Source organism: Pseudomonas sp. GW821-FHT01C01 (genome assembly GCF_059422645.1).
The window spans coordinates 32,946-52,286 of the sequence record NZ_JBWKXF010000023.1 but is presented as its reverse complement, the minus strand read 5'-3'; the positions used below and the strand labels follow the sequence as shown (position 1 = coordinate 52,286).

18 protein-coding genes are annotated in these 19,341 nt (G+C 60.5%); 14 read left to right on the top strand and 4 right to left on the bottom strand.

Annotated elements, in window-relative coordinates; all coding sequences use genetic code 11:
• Positions 1 to 18: 18 nt before the first annotated feature.
• Positions 19 to 2,865 (bottom strand): RNA polymerase-associated protein RapA, encoded by a 2,847-nt coding sequence (gene rapA, locus AC07XF_RS15890; protein WP_495027226.1) that lies wholly within the window; start codon positions 2,863 to 2,865, stop codon positions 19 to 21.
• Positions 2,866 to 3,083: 218 nt separating this feature from the next.
• On the opposite strand from rapA, the gene AC07XF_RS15885 reads away from it, so the two are divergent.
• The 3 genes from AC07XF_RS15885 to ccoM all read left to right on the top strand — a co-directional run bounded on the left by AC07XF_RS15885 (position 3,084) and on the right by ccoM (position 3,940).
• Positions 3,084 to 3,425, top strand: a complete 342-nt coding sequence (locus AC07XF_RS15885; RefSeq protein WP_310056556.1) for an aspartate-semialdehyde dehydrogenase — start codon at positions 3,084 to 3,086, stop codon at positions 3,423 to 3,425.
• Positions 3,426 to 3,525: 100 nt separating this feature from the next.
• Positions 3,526 to 3,687: a hypothetical protein gene (locus AC07XF_RS15880; RefSeq protein ID WP_007998358.1), complete on the top strand. Its 162-nt coding sequence runs from the start codon at positions 3,526 to 3,528 to the stop codon at positions 3,685 to 3,687.
• Between the two features lie 142 nt (positions 3,688 to 3,829).
• Complete coding sequence (gene ccoM, locus AC07XF_RS15875; RefSeq protein WP_007976669.1) at positions 3,830 to 3,940, top strand: cytochrome c oxidase subunit CcoM; 111 nt, start codon at positions 3,830 to 3,832, stop codon at positions 3,938 to 3,940.
• A gap of 271 nt (positions 3,941 to 4,211) precedes the next feature.
• Here the strand turns inward: ccoM and AC07XF_RS15870 are convergent, their stop codons facing one another.
• Both AC07XF_RS15870 and AC07XF_RS15865 read right to left on the bottom strand, forming a co-directional pair.
• Positions 4,212 to 5,687, bottom strand: coding sequence for an inorganic phosphate transporter (locus AC07XF_RS15870; protein ID WP_495027225.1), 1,476 nt, complete (start codon positions 5,685 to 5,687; stop codon positions 4,212 to 4,214).
• 376 nt (positions 5,688 to 6,063) lie between these two features.
• A complete protein-coding gene (locus tag AC07XF_RS15865) occupies positions 6,064 to 6,264 on the bottom strand; it encodes a hypothetical protein (protein WP_007986337.1) in 201 nt (66 codons plus the stop codon).
• A 692-nt stretch (positions 6,265 to 6,956) separates the two neighbouring features.
• Here AC07XF_RS15865 and pcaR point away from each other — a divergent pair.
• From pcaR to pcaC, 11 genes are all read left to right on the top strand, one after another.
• Positions 6,957 to 7,799, top strand: coding sequence for a pca regulon transcriptional regulator PcaR (gene pcaR, locus AC07XF_RS15860; RefSeq protein ID WP_495027224.1), 843 nt, complete (start codon positions 6,957 to 6,959; stop codon positions 7,797 to 7,799).
• 124 nt (positions 7,800 to 7,923) lie between these two features.
• Positions 7,924 to 9,270, top strand: coding sequence for a 4-hydroxybenzoate transporter PcaK (pcaK, locus tag AC07XF_RS15855; protein WP_495027223.1), 1,347 nt, complete (start codon positions 7,924 to 7,926; stop codon positions 9,268 to 9,270).
• Between the two features lie 270 nt (positions 9,271 to 9,540).
• Positions 9,541 to 10,398: a CoA transferase subunit A gene (locus tag AC07XF_RS15850; protein ID WP_008054173.1), complete on the top strand. Its 858-nt coding sequence runs from the start codon at positions 9,541 to 9,543 to the stop codon at positions 10,396 to 10,398.
• On the top strand, positions 10,398 to 11,177 hold the full coding sequence (locus AC07XF_RS15845) for a CoA-transferase subunit beta (protein ID WP_495027222.1): 780 nt from the start codon (positions 10,398 to 10,400) through the stop codon (positions 11,175 to 11,177). The genes AC07XF_RS15850 and AC07XF_RS15845 overlap by 1 nt, the downstream gene beginning before the upstream one ends.
• A complete protein-coding gene (gene pcaF, locus AC07XF_RS15840; protein ID WP_495027221.1) occupies positions 11,174 to 12,379 on the top strand; it encodes a 3-oxoadipyl-CoA thiolase in 1,206 nt (401 codons plus the stop codon). The genes AC07XF_RS15845 and pcaF overlap by 4 nt, the downstream gene beginning before the upstream one ends.
• Before the next feature lie 36 nt (positions 12,380 to 12,415).
• Complete coding sequence (gene pcaH, locus AC07XF_RS15835) at positions 12,416 to 13,120, top strand: protocatechuate 3,4-dioxygenase subunit beta (RefSeq protein ID WP_108216752.1); 705 nt, start codon at positions 12,416 to 12,418, stop codon at positions 13,118 to 13,120.
• Between the two features lies 1 nt (position 13,121).
• Complete coding sequence (pcaG, locus tag AC07XF_RS15830) at positions 13,122 to 13,688, top strand: protocatechuate 3,4-dioxygenase subunit alpha (RefSeq protein ID WP_495027220.1); 567 nt, start codon at positions 13,122 to 13,124, stop codon at positions 13,686 to 13,688.
• Positions 13,689 to 13,893: 205 nt separating this feature from the next.
• Positions 13,894 to 15,198 carry an MFS family transporter gene (locus AC07XF_RS15825; RefSeq protein WP_495027219.1) on the top strand — a complete coding sequence of 435 codons (1,305 nt, stop codon included), beginning with the start codon at positions 13,894 to 13,896 and terminating at the stop codon, positions 15,196 to 15,198.
• A 45-nt stretch (positions 15,199 to 15,243) separates the two neighbouring features.
• Entirely contained in the window at positions 15,244 to 16,608 is a 1,365-nt protein-coding gene (locus tag AC07XF_RS15820) for a 3-carboxy-cis,cis-muconate cycloisomerase (protein ID WP_495027218.1), read from the top strand.
• A gap of 11 nt (positions 16,609 to 16,619) precedes the next feature.
• Complete coding sequence (pcaD, locus tag AC07XF_RS15815; protein WP_495027217.1) at positions 16,620 to 17,411, top strand: 3-oxoadipate enol-lactonase; 792 nt, start codon at positions 16,620 to 16,622, stop codon at positions 17,409 to 17,411.
• 10 nt (positions 17,412 to 17,421) lie between these two features.
• Positions 17,422 to 17,814 carry a 4-carboxymuconolactone decarboxylase gene (gene pcaC, locus AC07XF_RS15810; protein ID WP_007986313.1) on the top strand — a complete coding sequence of 131 codons (393 nt, stop codon included), beginning with the start codon at positions 17,422 to 17,424 and terminating at the stop codon, positions 17,812 to 17,814.
• A 120-nt stretch (positions 17,815 to 17,934) separates the two neighbouring features.
• On the opposite strand, the gene AC07XF_RS15805 is transcribed toward pcaC, so the two are convergent.
• Positions 17,935 to 19,194, bottom strand: a complete 1,260-nt coding sequence (locus AC07XF_RS15805) for an OprD family porin (protein WP_495027216.1) — start codon at positions 19,192 to 19,194, stop codon at positions 17,935 to 17,937.
• Between the last annotated feature and the right edge of the window lie 147 nt (positions 19,195 to 19,341).

Below are 19,341 nucleotides of genomic sequence, written 5' to 3'. Positions count from 1 at the left end.
AGCGGTGGAGGAGCGGGATTAACCCGCCACCAGCACCCGAATCGCTTCCAGTCGCAGCGCAGCCTTGTCGAGCATGGCCAGGCCTTGTTCGCGTTGTTTGCGCAGGGCCACCAGTTCGCTGTCGCGCACGGTCGGGTTGACCGCTTGCAACGCGGTCAGGCGCGCCAGTTCTTCTTCGGTATCGGCGGCCAGGCGACGCTGCGCCTCGGCGACACGTTCAGTGTGGCGAGGCAGGATCTTCGCTTCACCGGCGTTGATCCGTGGCGTCAACTGGTCACGCTGGGCCTGGATGAACTTGTTGGCGCTGGCACGCGGAACGCTTTCAAGCTGATCGTTCAAGGTTTCGAACGAAACGCGTGCCGACAAGTCATTGCCGTTGGTATCAAGCAGGCAGCGCAGGGCGGCCGGTGGCAGGTAGCGACCCAGTTGCAGCGAGCGCGGGGCAACCACTTCGCTGACATACAGCAGTTCCAGCAACACGGTGCCCGGCTTCAGCGCCTTGTTCTTGATCAGCGCCACAGCGGTGTTGCCCATGGAACCGGACAGCACCAGATCCATGCCGCCCTGAACCATCGGGTGCTCCCAGGTGATGAACTGCATGTCTTCGCGAGACAGCGCCTGGTTGCGGTCGTAAGTAATGGTCACGCCTTCGTCATCGCCCAGCGGGAAGCTGGCGTCGAGCATTTTTTCGCTCGGCTTGAGGATCAGGGCGTTTTCCGAATGGTCTTCGCTGTCGATGCCAAAGGCGTCAAACAGGGTTTCCATGTAAATCGGCAGCGCGAACTGATCGTCTTGCTCAAGGATATCTTCCACCAGCGCATCGCCTTCGCCCGCGCCACCGGAGTTCAGCTCCAGCAAACGGTCACGGCCGGTGTGCAACTCGGCTTCCAGACGCTCACGCTCGGTGCGGGCTTCGTCGATCAGCGCTTGCCACTCGCCATCGTCGGCTTCTTCGAGCAGCGGCAGCAGGCGCGGGCCGAACTGGTGCTGCAGGGCGTTGCCGGTCGGGCAGGTATTGAGGAACGCATTCAGCGCTTCGTGGTACCACTGGAACAGACGCTCTTGCGGGCTGGTTTCCAGGTACGGCACGTGCAGTTCAATGATGTGCTTCTGGCCGATCCGGTCCAGACGACCGATGCGTTGTTCCAGCAGATCCGGGTGGGACGGCAGGTCGAACAGCACCAGGTGATGGGAAAACTGGAAGTTGCGACCTTCACTGCCGATTTCCGAGCAGATCAGCACTTGCGCGCCAAACTCTTCGTCGGCGAAGTAGGCGGCAGCGCGGTCACGCTCGAGGATGTTCATGCCTTCGTGGAACACCGTGGCCGGGATGCCGGAACGCACGCGCAGGGCGTCTTCAAGGTCCATGGCGGTTTCGGCGTGGGCGCAGATCACCAGCACTTTGGTGCGCTTGAGCATCTTCAGCTGATCGATCAGCCACTCGACGCGCGGGTCGAATTTCCACCAGCGATCTTCTTCGCTGGCATCCGGCTGGGCCTGGAAGCTGACTTCCGGGTACAGCTCGGCGTGATCGCCCAGCGGCAGTTCGAGGTATTCGTCCGGGCACGGCAGCGGGTACGGGTGCAGCTTGCGCTCCGGGAAGCCTTGCACGGCGGCGCGAGTGTTGCGGAACAGCACGCGGCCGGTGCCGTGACGGTCGAGCAGTTCACGCACGAGGCGGGCGCTGGCTTCGGTGTCGCCATCGTTGACGGCGGCCAGCAGGGCTTCGCCTTCGTTGCCAAGGAAACCGTGGATGGTCTTGTGAGCTTGCGGCGACAGGCGTCCCTGGTCCAGCAACTCCTGAACGGCCTCGGCCACCGGACGATAGTTTTCGCTCTCGGCGCGGAAGGCTTGCAGGTCATGGAAACGGTTCGGGTCGAGCAGGCGCAGACGGGCGAAGTGGCTGTCCTGGCCCAGTTGTTCCGGGGTGGCGGTCAACAGCAGCACGCCAGGAATGGTTTCGGCGAGTTGCTCGACCAGGGAATACTCAGGGCTGACCTGATCTTCGTGCCACACCAGGTGGTGCGCCTCGTCGACCACCATCAAATCCCAGCCCGCCGCGAACAGCGCGTCCTGGGCTTTTTCGTCGTCCACCAGCCACTCAAGCGCTACCAGCGCGAGTTGGGTGTCTTCGAACGGGTTGCTGGCATCGCTTTCGATGAAGCGCTCTTCGTCGAACAGCGCGACCTGCAGGTTGAAGCGGCGGCGCATCTCTACCAGCCACTGGTGCTGCAGGTTTTCCGGAACCAGGATCAGCACGCGACTGGCGCGGCCCGAGAGCAATTGGCGATGGATCACCAGGCCGGCTTCGATGGTTTTGCCCAGGCCCACTTCGTCGGCCAGCAGAACCCGTGGCGCGATACGGTCGGCGACTTCGCGGGCAATGTGCAACTGGTGCGCGATCGGTTGCGCACGCACGCCGCCCAGGCCCCACAGCGAAGACTGCAACTGGCGGCTGGTGTGTTCCAGGGTGTGATAACGCAGGGAGAACCAGGCCAGCGGGTCGATCTGGCCGGCGAACAGACGGTCGCTGGCCAGGCGGAACTGGATGAAGTTCGACAGCTGGGTTTCCGGCAGGGTGACCACTTCGCTCTGCCCGTTGAGGCCGTGGTAAACCAGCAGGCCATCAATGTCGTCGACTTCGCGTACGGTCAGTTTCCAGCCTTCGAAGTGAGTGATGGTGTCACCCGGCGAAAACCGCACGCGGGTGAGGGGCGCATTCCGTAACGCGTACTGGCGGGTGTCGCCAGTGGCCGGGTAGAGCACGGTCAACAAGCGGCCGTCCTGTGCCAGAACGGTGCCTAAACCCAGCTCGGCTTCGCTGTCACTGATCCAGCGTTGCCCCGGTTGATACTGCTGCGCCATGCTGCCTGACTCCCACCTTGAAAAAGCGGGCTATCTTAACGGAATGAGCGCTTCAGGGCCAAAGGACTCTCAGAAAAACTCACAGTCTTACGTTAGCCCACCTACGCAGGGATCGCCCCTAAGTGCACCTTTGAGTGCCAATTGAGTCACAGTTTGCGACCGATGGCTCAAGTCGCCATCCCCGCAGCCGACAGCTTGCTGACAGGAGACTGAAAACCATGCTGCCACCGATGCTCCCCCTGAGTGCCGTGCCGATCACTTCACAGACTGACCCGATCCGTCAGCGTCCGGATATTCCACCGGTGGTGCCGGTGCAGGAAAGCTCCAGTGAAAGCACCATTGACCTGCAAAAGCGCAATCCTGAAGAGGACGGGTTAGTGCTGCGCGAGGAACAGCGTCGCAGGCAGGAGCAGGAACGGCGCCGCCGTGAAGCCGACCATGACCCCGAGGCACATATGGCGATTCCCGGGGATGAACTCAATGCCGACAACACCGTGCCGGTGGCGCCGCTGATGGAAGATCAGCCGCGGCAAGGGCTGTGGGTCGATATCGAGATTTGACTGCACGGCTGGTCAGCACGGCCGTCAGGCTGCATTATTGGCGCAGGGTTGCCGAACGCTACGGTGGCTGAAATTCATTTCAAACGATGCACTGACCGCCATGAGCCAAGACGACAAACTGATTGACCTCAACGCTGAGCGCGCCAAGCGTATTCATGACCTCAATGACAAGCGGCTCAATGAAGTTCGCCAGGCGTTCGAGCAGGCCATGCCGTTGGGCAAGGCCAAGAAAAAGCCGAAGAACAAACCGAAAAAGCGCTGAATCCCCCGTATTTATTGATGCGGGTCAAATTTTCCCCTTCCTCTTGCCCAGTCTCGGGCGACATTGATCCCGGTCAATATTCTCTCCTGCCCGTTTGGTTAACTTAGCCCTATCGCAACAGGGCAAGTGCAGGAGACGCGTCATGTTTTTCGACAACGTGGTGATCGCCGGAGTGCTGACTGTCAGCCTCATGTTTGTGTTTTTTGCAGGGTTCGGACTTTTTATCTGGAAGGATTCGCACAAGCGGAAATAACCGTGGTTCTTTCTGGATGTAATGAGCACGCAAGGCATTTTGGGCAACTTCGGTTGCCCTTTTTTTTGCCTGTCTTTTGAGGAAGTACAGAAGATAAATGTGGGAGCGGCCTTGCTCGCGAAGAGGCCGTGTCAGTCGGTATCTATGTTTACTGACACACCGCCTTCGCGAGCAAGCCCGCTCCCACATTGGTTCTATGGTGTTAAGAAGATTGCAGCAATAAAAAAGGCGCGTTCCTTGCGGAGCGCGCCTTTTTTGGTTTGGCTGCGTATCAGCTGCCAAGCGCCTTCGAGGCCAGCCAGAACAACCCGGCCGACAGGGCCACGGTGGCTGGCAGGGTCAATACCCAGGCCAGCAGGATGGTTCTGACGGTGCCGCCTTGCAGGCCGCTTTTGTTGGCGACCATGGTGCCCGCCACGCCCGAGGACAGTACGTGGGTGGTGGAAACCGGGAGGCTGAAGATGTTCGCCATGCCGATCAGGCTGGCGGTGGTGATCTGTGCCGACATGCCTTGGGAGTAGGTCATGCCCTGCTTGCCGATCTTCTCGCCAATGGTCAGTACCACGCGTTTCCAGCCGACCATGGTGCCCAGGCCCAGGGCCAGTGCAACCGCCAGGATCACCCAGAACGGAGCGTATTCGGTGGTCGTCGTCAGGTCCTTGCGCAGTTTGTCCAGGTCCGCCTTTTCACGCGCCCCGAGGCTTGGCAACTTGCTGACTTTCTTCGCCGTGTCGTCCAGGCAAAGCAGGTAACGACGTACTTCGATACGGCTTTCCGCCGATAGCGAGTGGTAGTCCTCTACACCCTTGAGGGTGCCGAGCAGGGCGGTGATGGTCGGTTCGGTCTGTTGCGGGTTGCAACGGAATTTCTCCGGCAGATCGCCTTCCACACTCTTGCCCAGGGCCAGGAACTCACCCAGGGTTGCAGAGTTACGCTGGTAGAACTGGCTCAGATGCAAGGTGGCGTCGCGGGTACGCTCGATCTGATAGGTCGTGCTGTTCAGGTCGAGGACGAACTGCGCTGGCACGATACCGATCAGGACGAGCATGATCAGGCCGATACCTTTCTGGCCATCGTTGGAACCGTGCACGAAACTCACGGCCATGGCCGAGATCACCAGTACCAGGCGATTCCAGAACGGCGGGTGTTTCTTGTCGTCGATCTTGCGACGCTGTTCCGGCGTCTTGTGCATCTTCGACAGCGGACGCCACCATTTAAGTGCGATCAGGATCAACGCGGCGATCAGGAAACCGGCCATTGGCGAGAACACCAGGGAGGCGCCGATATCGATCGCTTTCTGCCAGTTCACACCGTCAGCCAGCGGGATATCGTTGATCAGGGCGTTGGCCAGGCCGACACCGAGGATCGAACCGATCAGCGTGTGGGAACTGGAAGCGGGAATACCGAAGTACCAGGTGCCCAGGTTCCAGGTGATGGCGGCGGCGAGCAACGAGAACACCATGGCCAGTCCGTGACCAGTGTTCACATTGATCAGCAGTTCTACCGGCAGCAGGTGGACGATGGCATACGCCACACCGACCCCGCCCAGCAGCACGCCGAGGAAGTTGAACACACCGGAGAAGAACACCGCCAGGTGAGGCGGCATGGCCTTGGTGTAGATAACGGTCGCCACCGCGTTAGCGGTGTCATGAAAGCCGTTGATGAACTCGAAGGCGAGGACAAAGGCCAGGGCGAGCAAGAGGCTCACAAGCACCCAAGCATCCAGTCCGCTGAATAAATCGATCATGAAGGTTTTCTGACCCGGTCATAAGGGGGCGCGATTATGCCAGAAAAGACTGCTAATCAATGCACTAGCTGCTCGTCGGTAACATTCTTCAACGATTTTTTTTGCCGCAGCACCTGAAAACCCACGGTTTTGCTGTGTTTTTTAAGTCATTGATTTTATTGAAGAAAATAGCTGTAACAAAACCTTCACAGCCCGGTAAGAGGGGCTTGAACGGTTGTGCGAAAAATCTGAGAAATAGGTCAGATACAGGAAATCTGCCGGATTCGGCGACGGTGATGGCCGCTGCCCGCTCGTAGCGGGCGCGCAAGGCAACATCAATACATCCCGCTTTTAACGGGTGCAGAGGCAGGCCCTTGTCAGGATCAGGCCGAAGCAGTCACGGCTCTTCGGCTTTGAGTTCCTTTTCCATTTTTTGAAGTTCTTGCTGGAAAACCTGATCCTGAACGGTGGCGCGTTTACGCCAGGGTTTGCGTTCCGGTTCGGGTTGAGCGGCGTAAGTGGTGACTTCTCCGCCGTAAACTTCCTTGTAACGTTGTTCCTGGCGCTCTAGTTCCGCGCGCAGTTCGTCTTTCGTCACAGTGCTACCTGATTGAGTTGGGATAAATTCTGGTGAAAACGCGCTGCATCAAATCGATTGATCACATTCGTCGAATGGACAATGCCCGTGAAGGCATCGTTTAGGCAACAGGGTGATCAATACTTCCATGTCGCAGGCGGCCACGGCACCAGAGATAAACAGCTGTCGTAGCTTCAGTTTCCTTTTTCAGCAAGCGCACCGGCAAAGCTGTGCAGTGCGGGTCTGGCGCTCGCAACGGGCAACGGCGACGGAAAATCGCGTTACCGGGCAGCGGGTTCGGCAAGTAAAAAACCGAAGCGCTACTGAATTGTATTATAGCGGCCGATTTGAAGAACACTATCTCCAAAAAGTTAAAAGTGGATCTTGGTGTGTGACGATTTTGTTGCTCGAAACATTACGATGAACTAGAACGTCGACGGATACCACATAGCTGCGATGCCTTCCTGATGCCATTAAGTCGAGCAAGTTACGTTAATTAGATTGCCCCATTAAGTCCTGGGTCGAGACGTTGTAAACATAGGTTAGTGAGTCGGCGAAAAACCGCGTATCGGCGGATTTGGCGGGTGACGCGGCGGATTGCGATTATCGGGCAAGCGTTCGATAATCGCCCGGAGTTGGCAGGCCGGGCTTGAGTGCCAGGCGGTTGCCCTCTGTAATAGTCGCTGATCCGAGTGGGGAAAAAAGGACCTTGTATGAATGATCAGATGCGCAATTCCTTCGCTTCAGTGGCTCCGCCCATCGTTGCTTCTCCGGCCAAGCGGATCCAGGCTCTGACTGGCGACCCGGATTTCATGACGTCTCTGGCCCGTGGCCTGGCCGTGGTGCAAGCGTTCCAGGAGCGCAAACGGCACCTGACCATTGCCCAGATCAGCCACCGCACGGAAATTCCCCGCGCCGCCGTGCGACGTTGCCTGCACACCTTGATCAAACTCGGCTACGCCACCACCGACGGCCGCACCTATTCGTTGTTGCCCAAAGTGCTGACCCTCGGCCACGCCTATGTGTCATCAACACCGCTGGCGGTTTCCGCCCAGCCTTATCTGGACCGCATGAGCGAGCAACTGCACGAGGCCTGCAACATGGCCACGCTGGAAGGTGATGACATTCTGTACATCGCCCGCTCCGCGACCACCCAACGACTGATTTCGGTGGACCTGTCGGTGGGCGGGCGCTTGCCGGCCTATTGCACGTCGATGGGGCGGATTCTGCTGGCCGCGCTGGATGACACGTCGCTGGGCGAATACCTCGATCGCGCCGAATTGCAGGCCAAGACCAGCCGCACGATTCACACTCCCGAGGCATTGCTCGAATGCCTGCAAGAGGTGCGACAGCAAGGCTGGTGCATCGTCGACCAGGAACTCGAGCAAGGGCTGCGTTCGATTGCCGTTCCAGTGTATGACGCCTCTGGCCAGGTGGTTGCGGCCCTCAATGTCAGCACCCATGCCGGGCGAGTCAGCCGCAATGAGCTGGAACAGCGTTTTCTGCCCGGCCTGCTGAGTGCCAGCCGCGATCTCAGTACCCAGCTGTTCACCTAAGGTGTTCGATAAACGCACAGAGTCGCGTCTGGCGAATTGACGCTGTTTCCTGTGGATCATTAATGTCGCGACTGCGTCAGCCCCGGCTGGCTCCTTTTCGACTGTGATCCATGGAATAAAAATAATGAACCAGCCTCAGTCTGCTGTAGGAAACTGCCTCGACGTGCAGTCCTTCATCAATGCTCAACCTATTTCGCGCTATCAGTGGCGGGTGGTGATCCTGTGTTTCCTGATTGTCTTCCTCGACGGCCTCGATACCGCGGCCATGGGTTTCATTGCGCCGGCGCTGTCTCAGGATTGGGGGATCGATCGCGCCAGCCTTGGGCCGGTGATGAGCGCGGCCCTGATCGGCATGGTGTTCGGCGCACTCGGTTCGGGGCCATTGGCTGACCGCTTCGGGAGAAAAGTCGTACTGGTCGGTGCGGTGTTGTTGTTCGGCGCCTTCAGCCTGGCCTCGGCCTACAGCACCAATGTCGATCAATTGCTGGTGTTGCGCTTCCTGACCGGCCTGGGTTTGGGCGCCGGTATGCCGAACGCCACGACCCTGCTGTCGGAGTACACCCCGGAGCGCAAAAAGTCCCTGCTGGTGACCAGCATGTTCTGCGGTTTCAACCTCGGCATGGCTGGCGGCGGATTCATTTCGGCCAAGCTGATTCCGGCCTTTGGCTGGCACAGCCTGTTGCTGATCGGCGGGATTCTGCCGTTGATCCTTGCTGTGGTCCTGCTGATCTGGCTGCCGGAATCGGCGCGATATCTTGTAGTCCGTAACCGTGGCACCGACAAAGTGCGCAAGACCCTGGCACCCATCGACCCGACAGTGGTGGCCCAGGCCTCCAGCTTCAGCGTGCCGGAACAGAAAACCGTGAAGGCGCGCAACGTGTTTGCGGTGATTTTCTCTGGCACCTGCAGCGTCGGCACCTTGCTGTTGTGGCTGACCTACTTCATGGGCCTGGTGATCGTTTATCTGCTGACCAGTTGGCTGCCGACGCTGATGCGTGACAGTGGCGCGAGCATGGAGCAAGCAGCTTTTATCGGCGCGCTGTTCCAGTTCGGTGGTGTGTTGAGTGCCGTCGGTGTGGGTTGGGCGATGGACCGGTTCAATCCGCACAAGGTCATCGGTACTTTCTATTTGCTGGCCGGGGTGTTTGCCTACGCGGTAGGGCAGAGCCTGGGAAATATCACGCTGCTGGCGACGCTGGTACTGGTGGCCGGGATGTGCGTCAACGGTGCGCAATCGGCGATGCCGTCGCTGGCTGCGCGGTTTTATCCGACCCAGGGGCGTGCCACCGGGGTGTCGTGGATGCTCGGGATCGGCCGTTTCGGCGCCATCCTCGGCGCCTGGATGGGCGCGACGCTGTTGGGGCTTGGCTGGAACTTCGAGCAAGTGCTGACGGCGCTGGTGATCCCGGCGGCTTTGGCGACTACGGCGGTGGTGATCAAGGGCATGGTCAGTTATGCGGATGCGACCTGATTCCAAGGTTCAGAATTTTCAGCGAGGTTGAGGGCCTCTTCGCGGGCAAGCCCGCTCCTACAAGGATGGCGTATTTACCTGTAGGAGCGGGCTTGCCCGCGAAGCTTTGTGAGGTAGTTAGCCAAACAACAATGTGTTCGATAATCGAACGCTTAGTCGATTATCGGATTGTTTGGCTTTTTTCAGGGGCTTAATCTTCAGTCATTCCGGCGCTGCGCATCGGCGCCTTTTCCCCACACTGTCGGTTAACAACAAACGGGAGCCTGCCCCATGGCTGAAATCCTTTCGCTGCACGACGCGGTGAAGCAATTCGTAAACGACGGCGATACGGTCGCGCTCGAAGGCTTCACCCACCTGATCCCGACGGCGGCGGGTCACGAAATCATTCGTCAGGGCAAGAAAGATCTGACGCTGGTGCGGATGACGCCTGACCTGATCTACGACCAGTTGATCGGTGCCGGTTGTGCCCGCAAGCTGATTTTTTCCTGGGGCGGCAACCCGGGTGTCGGCTCCCTGCATCGCCTGCGTGACGCGGTGGAGAAACAGTGGCCGCATGCGCTGGAGATCGAAGAGCACAGTCACGCCGACCTGGCCAATGCCTACGTCGCCGGCGCCTCTGGTCTGCCATTCGCGGTACTGCGTGCCTACGCCGGTTCCGACTTGCCGAAGGTCAACCCGCTGATCAAATCCGTCACCTGCCCGTTCACTGGCGAGGTGCTGGCCGCCGTGCCTTCGGTACGCCCGGACATTACCGTGATTCACGCGCAGAAAGCCGACCGCAAAGGCAATGTGCTGCTCTGGGGCATTCTCGGCGTGCAGAAAGAAGCCGCGCTGGCCGCCAAGCGTTGCATCGTCACCGTTGAGGAAATCGTCGACGACCTCAATGCACCGATGAACTCCTGTGTACTGCCAACCTGGGCCTTGAGCGCCGTTTGCCACGTGCCTGGCGGCGCGCATCCGTCCTACGCCCACGGCTACAACGAGCGCGACAACCGCTTCTACCAGGCCTGGGACCCGATTGCCCGCGACCGTGAAACCTTCACCGCGTGGATCAACGAATACATCCACGGCAGCGCTGACTTCAGCGAGTTCCAGGCCAAACTGGCCGCCGCTTCGGAGGCGAAGTAATGACTTACACCACCAATGAAATGATGACCGTCGCTGCTGCCCGCCGTCTGAAGAACGGTTCGGTGTGCTTCGTGGGCATCGGCCTGCCTTCGAAAGCGGCCAACCTGGCGCGCCTGACGTCCTCGCCGGATGTGGTCCTGATCTATGAATCGGGTCCGATCGGTGCCAAGCCGAGTGTACTGCCGCTGTCGATCGGTGACGGTGAGCTGGCGGAAACCGCTGACACGGTGGTTCCGACCGGTGAGATTTTCCGCTACTGGCTGCAGGGCGGGCGAATTGACGTTGGTTTCCTCGGCGCGGCGCAGGTCGACCGTTTTGGCAATATCAACACCACCGTGGTCGGCGATTACCACGCGCCGAAAGTCCGCCTGCCAGGTGCCGGTGGTGCGCCGGAAATTGCCGGTTCCGCCAAGAGTGTGCTGATCATCCTCAAGCAGTCGGCGCGTTCGTTTGTCGACAAACTGGATTTCATTACTTCCGTCGGTCATGGCGAGGGCGGTGATTCGCGCAAGCGTCTGGGTCTGCCGGGCGCCGGTCCGGTCGGGATCATCACCGACCTGTGCATCATGGAGCCGGAGGAGGGCACCCACGAGTTCGTGGTCACCGCGCTGCACCCGGGCGTGACCCGTGAACAAGTGGTCGCCGCCACCGGTTGGCCGATTCGCTTCGCCGACAGTGTTGCAACCACCGCTGAACCAACCGAAGTCGAGCTGACTGCACTGCGTGATCTCGAAGCTCGCACCGCCGCCGCCCACGGCCAAGCCCCGGGAGAAGCATGATGCGTGACGTTTATATCTGCGACGCGATTCGCACCCCCATCGGCCGGTTTGGCGGCGGCCTGTCGACGGTTCGCGCCGACGACCTGGCCGCCGTGCCGATCAAGGCGTTGATGGAACGTAACCCGTCGGTGGACTGGAACGCGGTGGACGAGGTGTTCCTCGGCTGCGCCAACCAGGCCGGCGAAGACAACCGCAACGTCGCGCGCATGGCGCTGCTGCTGGCGGGCCTGCCGGAAACCATTCCCGGCGTGACCCTTAACCGCCTCTGCGCTTCGGGCATGGATGCAATCGGCACCGCGTTCCGCGCCATCGCCAGCGGCGAGATGGAACTGGCGATTGCCGGTGGCGTCGAGTCGATGTCCCGTGCGCCGTTCGTGATGGGCAAGGCAGACGCTGCGTTCTCGCGCAACATGAAGCTTGAAGACACCACCATCGGCTGGCGCTTCATCAACCCGTTGATGAAAGCCCAATACGGTGTGGATGCGATGCCGCAGACCGGTGACAACGTGGCCGACGATTACAACGTCTCCCGCGAAGATCAGGACGCCTTTGCCCTGCGCAGCCAGCAGCGTACTGCCGTCGCACAAGCCGCCGGGTTCTTCGCCGAAGAAATCGTCGAAGTGCGCATTGCCCACAAGAAGGGCGAAACCGTGGTCAGCCAGGACGAACATCCTCGCGCCGACACCACCCTGGAAGCGCTGGCCAAACTGAAACCGGTCAACGGCCCGGACAAGACTGTCACCGCCGGTAATGCCTCGGGTGTAAACGACGGTGCAGCCGCATTGATCCTGGCCTCAGCCGAAGCGGTGAAGAAACATGGCCTGACCGCCCGCGCGAAAGTGCTGGGCATGGCCAGCGCCGGTGTCGCCCCTCGGGTGATGGGCATCGGCCCGGTGCCGGCGGTGCGTAAACTGACCGAACGCCTCGGCGTGGCAGTCAGCGATTTCGACGTGATCGAACTCAACGAAGCCTTCGCCAGCCAAGGCTTGGCAGTGCTGCGTGAACTGGGGATCGCGGACGACGCGGCCCAGGTCAACCCGAACGGTGGCGCGATTGCCTTGGGCCATCCGTTGGGCATGACTGGCGCGCGACTGGTGTTGACTGCATTGCATCAGCTGGAAAAAAACGGCGGCAAGAAAGGTTTGGCGACCATGTGCGTCGGCGTTGGCCAGGGTCTGGCCTTGGCGATCGAGCGCGTTTGAGCGCCCCGTCGGCTAACAAGAACTGAGGAAAGTGTAATGACTGACAAGCCTGGATACCGCCGCCCGCAGGCGGGCACTCAGCCGGAATACCTGCACCCGACCTATCAATCCACCAACCTGCGCTCGCCGTCCAAGCCATTGGTGTTCCTGCCGCATTCGTTGTCGGAAATCACCGGGCCGACCATCGGCGCCGAGCGGGTCAACGAGAAAGACAACGACCTGACCGCCCAGCACGAGGGGCAGCCACAGGGTGAGCGCATCATCATTCACGGCCGTGTACTGGATGAAAACGGTCTGCCGGTGCCAGGGATTCTGGTGGAGATCTGGCAGGCCAACGCCGCCGGTCGCTATGCACATGCCCGCGACCTGCACGACGCACCGCTGGACCCGAATTTCACCGGTACCGGCCGCACAGTGACCGACGCCGATGGCTGGTATCAGTTCCAGACCATCAAGCCCGGCGCCTATCCGTGGGGCAACCACCACAACGCGTGGCGCCCGGCGCACATCCATTTCTCGCTGTTCGGCCCGAGTATCCTGACGCGCCTGGTGACGCAGATGTATTTCCCGGGCGACCCGCTGCTGGCGTACGACCCGATCTACAACTGCGTGCCCGATACCAGCGCCAAGGAGCGTTTGATCGCCACGTTCGACCTGGAAAAAACCATCCCTTCCTATGCCCTCGGTTATCGCTGGGACATCGTATTGCGCGGCCGCGACGCCACGCCGATGGAGAAATAAGATGACGCTGACTGCGACCACGTCCCACACCGTCGGGCCGTACTACCACATCGGCCTGACCTGGCTGAACCGCGAAAACCTGACCGTCGAACAAACCCTGGGCGAGCGCGTGGCGATCACCGGCCAAGTGGTCGACGGCAATGGCGACATCGTCAACGACGCGATGCTGGAAGTCTGGCAGGCCAACGCCGCCGGCAAATACGACCACCCGGAAGACGACCAGGACAAACCCCTGGACCCGAACTTCGAAGGCTTTGGCCGGGTGCCGGTGGATGCCGAAGGGCGCTTCCGGTTCACCACCATCAAGCCGGGGACGGTTGAGGGGCTCAAAGGCACGACCCAGGCGCCACACCTGGTGGTGCTGGTGTTTGCCCGTGGCCTGGTGAAGCATTTGCTGACGCGGATTTACTTTGAAGGCGAGGCGGCCAACGTGAATGATCCGCTGCTGGAGTGCGTGCCGGCGGATCGTCGCGGCACGTTGATCGCCAGGCAGGATGCGTCGGGTGTTTATCAGTGGAATGTGATTCTGCAAGGCACTGATGCCGAGACGGTGTTCTTCGATTATTGAGTGAACACCGAAATCCCTGTAGGAGCTGGCTTGCCAGCGATGGTCGTTAACGATTACGCGTATTGATTGGTTAACCGGGTCGCTCTTGCGTCATTCGCTGGCAAGCCAGCTCCTACATGGGATCTACGTCGCGAATGCTTTTGTGGAACGGGATTGTTGCAAAGTGTGTCTAGACTCTCACTGTCCCCATTGAGTGAAAAAAACAATGACTACTCCCACTGCTTCACCTGCGCTGTACACCGGCGAAGAGCGCAGCAAGCGGATCTTCGCCATTGTCGGTGCCTCGTCCGGCAACCTGGTCGAATGGTTCGACTTCTACGTCTACGCCTTCAGTGCGATCTATTTCGCCCCGGCGTTTTTTCCGTCCGATAACCCCACGGTGCAACTGGTCAACACCGCCGGTGTGTTCGCCGCCGGGTTCCTGATGCGGCCGATTGGCGGCTGGATTTTCGGTCGGGTGGCGGATAGGCACGGACGCAAGAATTCGATGTTGATCTCGATTCTGATGATGTGCTTCGGCTCGTTGCTTATCGCCTGCCTGCCGACCTACAACAGCATTGGGGTCTGGGCACCGGTCCTGCTGCTGTTCGCCCGTTTGCTGCAAGGCTTGTCGGTGGGCGGTGAGTACGGCACTACCGCGACCTATATGAGCGAAGTGGCGCTCAAGGGGCAGCGTGGGTTCTTCGCTTCGTTCCAGTACGTGACCCTGATTGGCGGCCAGTTGCTCGCGGTATTGCTGGTGGTGATCCTGCAACAGTTCCTCACCGAAGATGACCTGCGTGCCTATGGCTGGCGGATACCGTTCGTGGCGGGGGCCATGGCGGCGCTGGTTTCGCTGTATCTGCGTCGTTCGCTGAAAGAAACCTCCAGCAAGGAAATGCGCGAAAACAAGGACGCCGGCAGCATCAGCGCCCTGTTTCGCGACCATAAAGCCGCGTTCATCACCGTGCTCGGTTACACCGCCGGTGGCTCGCTGATTTTCTACACCTTCACCACGTACATGCAGAAGTACCTGGTGAACACCGCCGGAATGCCGGCCAAGACCGCCAGTTACATCATGACCGGCGCGCTGTTCCTCTATATGTGCATGCAACCGGTTTTCGGCATGCTCGCCGACAAAATCGGCCGGCGTAACTCGATGCTCTGGTTCGGCGCCCTCGGTACGCTGTTCACCGTGCCGATCCTGTTGAGCCTGAAAAGCGTCGGCAGTCCGCTCCTGGCTTTTGCGTTGATTACCGTGGCGCTGGCGATTGTCAGTTTCTACACCTCGATCAGCGGTTTGGTAAAAGCCGAGATGTTCCCACCGGAAGTGCGTGCCTTGGGCGTTGGCCTGGCTTACGCGGTGGCGAATGCGATCTTCGGTGGTTCGGCGGAATATGTGGCCCTGAGTCTCAAGGCCGTGGGCATGGAAAACTCCTTCTACTGGTATGTCACGGTGATGATGGCGGTGGCCTTCCTGTTCAGCCTGCGCCTGCCGAAACAGGCCGCGTATCTGCATCACGACCTATGATTTTCACGCGCGGGTCGCAAAGGCCCGCGCCTTCAGGAACTGTTTATGAACCAGCGACCGGGCAATCAATTGTTCGATGCCTATTTCACTGCCCGCGATATGCGTGATGTGTTTTGCGATCAGGGCCGGGTCCAGGCCATGCTCGATTTCGAAGCGGCACTGGCCCGGGCTGAAGCGCGGGTCGGGTTGATTCCATCGAGTGCTGTCGCGCCGATTGAAGCGGCTTGCCGCGCCGGGCTTTACGACTTTGCGGCGTTGGGCGAGGCGATTGCCACGGCGGGCAACTCGGCGATTCCGTTGGTCAAGGCACTGGGCAAACAGATCGCGGCCACCGATGCCGAAGCCGAACGCTATGTGCATCTGGGCGCGACCAGTCAGGACGTGATGGACAGCGGCCTGGTGCTGCAATTGCGTCGTGCTCTGGACCTGATCGAAAGCGACCTGGCACAACTGGGGCAGACCCTCGCGTCCCAGGCCCGGCGATACGCGACCACGCCTTTGGCCGGACGCACCTGGTTGCAGCATGCGACGCCGGTCACCCTCGGCATGAAAATCGCCGGTTGGCTGGGGGCGGTGACGCGCAGCCGCCAACGCCTGGGCGAACTCAAGCCGCGCCTGCTGGTGCTGCAATTCGGCGGTGCGTCCGGAACCCTTGCGGCCCTTGGCGAACAGGCCATGCCGATTGCCCGGGCGCTGGCCGAAGAACTGCAATTGACCTTGCCTGAGCAGCCGTGGCACACCCAGCGTGACCGCGTGGTGGAGTTCGGCGCCGCGCTCGGCCTGATCGCTGGCAGTCTTGGCAAGCTCGGTCGCGACGTCAGCCTGCTGATGCAAACCGAAGCCGCCGAAGTGTTCGAGCCTTCGGCGCCGGGCAAGGGCGGTTCTTCGACCATGCCGCACAAGCGCAATCCAGTGGGCGCGGCGGTGCTGATCGGCGCGGCGACGCGTGTACCCGGTTTGCTCTCGACGCTGTTCAGCGCCATGCCTCAGGAGCACGAGCGCAGCCTCGGCCTGTGGCATGCCGAGTGGGAAACCCTGCCGGAGATTTGCTGCCTGGTGTCGGGCAGCCTGCAGCAGGCGATGTTGATCGCCCAGGGGCTGGAAGTGGATGCCGGGCGCATGGCGCGCAACCTCGATTTGACCCAGGGCCTGGTGCTTGCCGAAGCGGTGAGCATCGTCCTCGCTCAACGGGTCGGCCGCGATACCGCACACCATCTGCTCGAACTCTGCTGCAAACGTGCCGTGGCCGAACAGCGTCATCTGCGTGCGGTGCTCGGCGACGAACCGCAAGTGACCGCCGAACTGTCGGCGACTGAACTCGATCATCTGCTGGACCCCGCCCATTACCTCGGCCAGGCCCAAAACTGGGTCGAGCGGGCGGTGGCTGAACATTCTGCATTGACTGCCTGAAGGAGACTGCTGTGGCTTTTGTACAACTCGCCGAGGGCGAACTGCATTACCAACTCGATGGACCGGTCGATGCGCCGGTGCTGGTGCTGTCCAACTCCCTGGGCACGAACCTGCACATGTGGGACGCGCAAATCCCGGCGTTCTCCGAGCATTTTCGCGTGTTGCGCTTCGACACCCGCGGTCATGGCCAGTCATTGGTGACGCCAGGGCCTTACAGCATCGAGCAACTGGGCCACGACGTGCTCGCCTTGCTGGATGCCTTGCACATCGAGCGTGCGCATTTCTGCGGTTTGTCCATGGGCGGGCTGATTGGCCAGTGGCTGGGGATCAATGCCGGCGAACGCCTGAACAAGCTGATCGTGTGCAACACAGCGGCGAAAATTGGCGACCCGTCGGTGTGGAACCCGCGCATTGAAACGGTGCTGCGCGATGGTCCTGCCGCGATGGTCGCCTTGCGTGATGCATCGATTGCTCGCTGGTTCACCCCGGACTTCTCCGCCGCCAACCCGGCGGCGGCCAAGCAGATTACCGACATGCTCGCGGCCACTTCGCCCGAAGGTTACGCGGCCAACTGTGCGGCGGTGCGCGATGCCGATTTCCGTGATCAGTTGTCTTCGATCAAGGTGCCGTTGCTGGTGATTGCCGGGACCGAAGATGCGGTGACGCCGCCATCCGGTGGGCATTTCATTCAGGAGCATGTGCGCGGGGCCGAGTACGCCGAGTTCTACGCCGCGCACTTGTCCAACGTCCAGGCAGGCAATGCGTTCAGTGAGCGCGTGCTGGCGTTTCTGTCGGCTGATTGAGGGGATTTTCGTGGACGAAAAACAACGTTATGACGAGGGCCTGAAGGTCCGTCGCGCGGTCCTTGGAGACGCGCATGTCGACCGCAGCCTGAACGCCCTGACCGAGTTCAACTCGGAGTTTCAGGAGATGATCACCCGCCACGCCTGGGGCGACATCTGGACCCGCCCGGGCCTGCCGCGCCACACCCGCAGCCTGATCACCATTGCCATGCTGATCGGCATGAACCGCAACGAGGAACTCAAGTTGCACCTGCGCGCTGCCGCCAACAACGGTGTCAGCCGTGGCGAGATCAAGGAAGTGATCATGCAGAGCGCCATCTATTGCGGGATTCCGGCGGCCAATGCAACGTTCCATTTGGCCGAGTCGGTTTGGGATGAGTTGGGAGTCGAATCGCGGGAGTAGAGTGATCGCCTGACACCTGTAGGAGCTGGCTTGCCAGCGAAGGGGCCTTCGAATGTTGTGACATTGTTGAGGCCGCCTTCGCTGGCAAGCCAGCTCCTACAGCGAAGGCGTGCATTGAGCTTAAAGCAGGCTGATTGGATAGCTGATGATCAACCGGTTCTCGTCGAACTCGTTGTTGCTGTAGTCGCGGCGAATGGTCGAGTTGCGCCATTTCACGTTCAGGTCTTTCATCGCACCGCTCTGCACGGTGTAGCCCAGTTCACTTTCACGTCCCCATTCCTTGCCGTCGGTGATGCTGCCGGTGTGCACATTATCGCCACTGATGTAGCGGTTCATCAGGGTCAGGCCCGGCACGCCAAGGGCGACGAAGTTGTAGTCGTGGCGTACCTGCCAGGACTTTTCCCGGGCATTGTCGTAGCTGGAGTTGAAGCTGTCGTTGGCCAGCGTGCCGCCGCTGGTGCCGTTGACCCGCATCCAGGCGCTGTCACCGGTGAGTTTTTGCAGGCCGACGTAGAACGTGTTGCCGCCGTGTTTGGCCGAGAACAATCCGTACATGGTTTTGTTGTCCAGCTCGCCGGCCCGGGCGCTGCCGTCATCCTTGCCATAGAAGTAACCGAGGTTGGCGCCCAGGGTCCAGTCGCCCATCGGCTGGCTGTGGATCAGATTGATGAATTGCTGGCTGTAGATGTCCTTGAGCTCGGCATTCCACAGACCTATCTGGGTGCGCTTGTCGTTGAACACGTACTCGCCGCCCTCAAAGTTGAAGCGATCGGAGGTGAACGCGGCTTTGCCGGTCATCGACATGTCGCTCATGCTGCTGTCGTCGCGCGGGCTGTTCTGACGGAACTGGCCGCCATAGAGCGTCAGGCCGCTGATTTCCTTCGACGTGATCTGGCCGCCACGGAAGGTTTGCGGCAACGAGCGACCATCGTCCGAGCGCAGGATCGGCAACACTGGCATCCATTCCCCAACCTTCACTTCGGTCTGCGACAGCCTGGCCTTGAGCGCCACGTTAGTGCGCCCGAAGTTGTCTGCCGGGCGTCCGTCATGATCCAGCGGCAGCAGCTGCGTACCGCCGGTGCCTTTGCCGCCGTCGAGCTTCACCGAATACAAACCCAGCACATCCATGCCGAATCCGACGGTGCCTTGGGTGAAGCCGGATTTGGCATCGAGAATGAAGCTTTGCGTCCACTCTTCAGCCTTGCCCTGGGCCTTGGTCGGGTTGGTGAAGTTGCGGTTGATGTAGAAGTTGCGCAGGTTCAGGTTGACCTTGGCCCCTTCGACAAAACCCGATTCCTCGGCGCTGGCGGGCAAGGCCGCACTGGCCAGGGCAATGGCGATCAGGCCGGGAACGAAGTACTGCGCGGGAGAAGGCGTCATGGTCTCGGGTCTCTCTAATTATTGGGGATGAAACGGGGTAATGCCGCAACCCGGGGTTGCAGACGAATATGCGAAATCATCAAAAGTGAAGCGGATCAGCCGGAGAGGGCAGGGTGCGGGGGCATGGTGTCGAACCTGTTGTTATTG

Coding starts and splice junctions, on each gene's coding strand:
- rapA (WP_495027226.1), bottom strand. CDS start 2,865: ATGGCGCAGCAGTATCAACCGGGGCAACGCTGGATCAGTGACAGCGAA.
- AC07XF_RS15885 (WP_310056556.1), top strand. CDS start 3,084: ATGCTGCCACCGATGCTCCCCCTGAGTGCCGTGCCGATCACTTCACAG.
- AC07XF_RS15880 (WP_007998358.1), top strand. CDS start 3,526: ATGAGCCAAGACGACAAACTGATTGACCTCAACGCTGAGCGCGCCAAG.
- ccoM (WP_007976669.1), top strand. CDS start 3,830: ATGTTTTTCGACAACGTGGTGATCGCCGGAGTGCTGACTGTCAGCCTC.
- AC07XF_RS15870 (WP_495027225.1), bottom strand. CDS start 5,687: ATGATCGATTTATTCAGCGGACTGGATGCTTGGGTGCTTGTGAGCCTC.
- pcaR (WP_495027224.1), top strand. CDS start 6,957: ATGAATGATCAGATGCGCAATTCCTTCGCTTCAGTGGCTCCGCCCATC.
- pcaK (WP_495027223.1), top strand. CDS start 7,924: ATGAACCAGCCTCAGTCTGCTGTAGGAAACTGCCTCGACGTGCAGTCC.
- AC07XF_RS15850 (WP_008054173.1), top strand. CDS start 9,541: ATGGCTGAAATCCTTTCGCTGCACGACGCGGTGAAGCAATTCGTAAAC.
- AC07XF_RS15845 (WP_495027222.1), top strand. CDS start 10,398: ATGACTTACACCACCAATGAAATGATGACCGTCGCTGCTGCCCGCCGT.
- pcaF (WP_495027221.1), top strand. CDS start 11,174: ATGATGCGTGACGTTTATATCTGCGACGCGATTCGCACCCCCATCGGC.
- pcaH (WP_108216752.1), top strand. CDS start 12,416: ATGACTGACAAGCCTGGATACCGCCGCCCGCAGGCGGGCACTCAGCCG.
- pcaG (WP_495027220.1), top strand. CDS start 13,122: ATGACGCTGACTGCGACCACGTCCCACACCGTCGGGCCGTACTACCAC.
- AC07XF_RS15825 (WP_495027219.1), top strand. CDS start 13,894: ATGACTACTCCCACTGCTTCACCTGCGCTGTACACCGGCGAAGAGCGC.
- AC07XF_RS15820 (WP_495027218.1), top strand. CDS start 15,244: ATGAACCAGCGACCGGGCAATCAATTGTTCGATGCCTATTTCACTGCC.
- AC07XF_RS15805 (WP_495027216.1), bottom strand. CDS start 19,194: ATGACGCCTTCTCCCGCGCAGTACTTCGTTCCCGGCCTGATCGCCATT.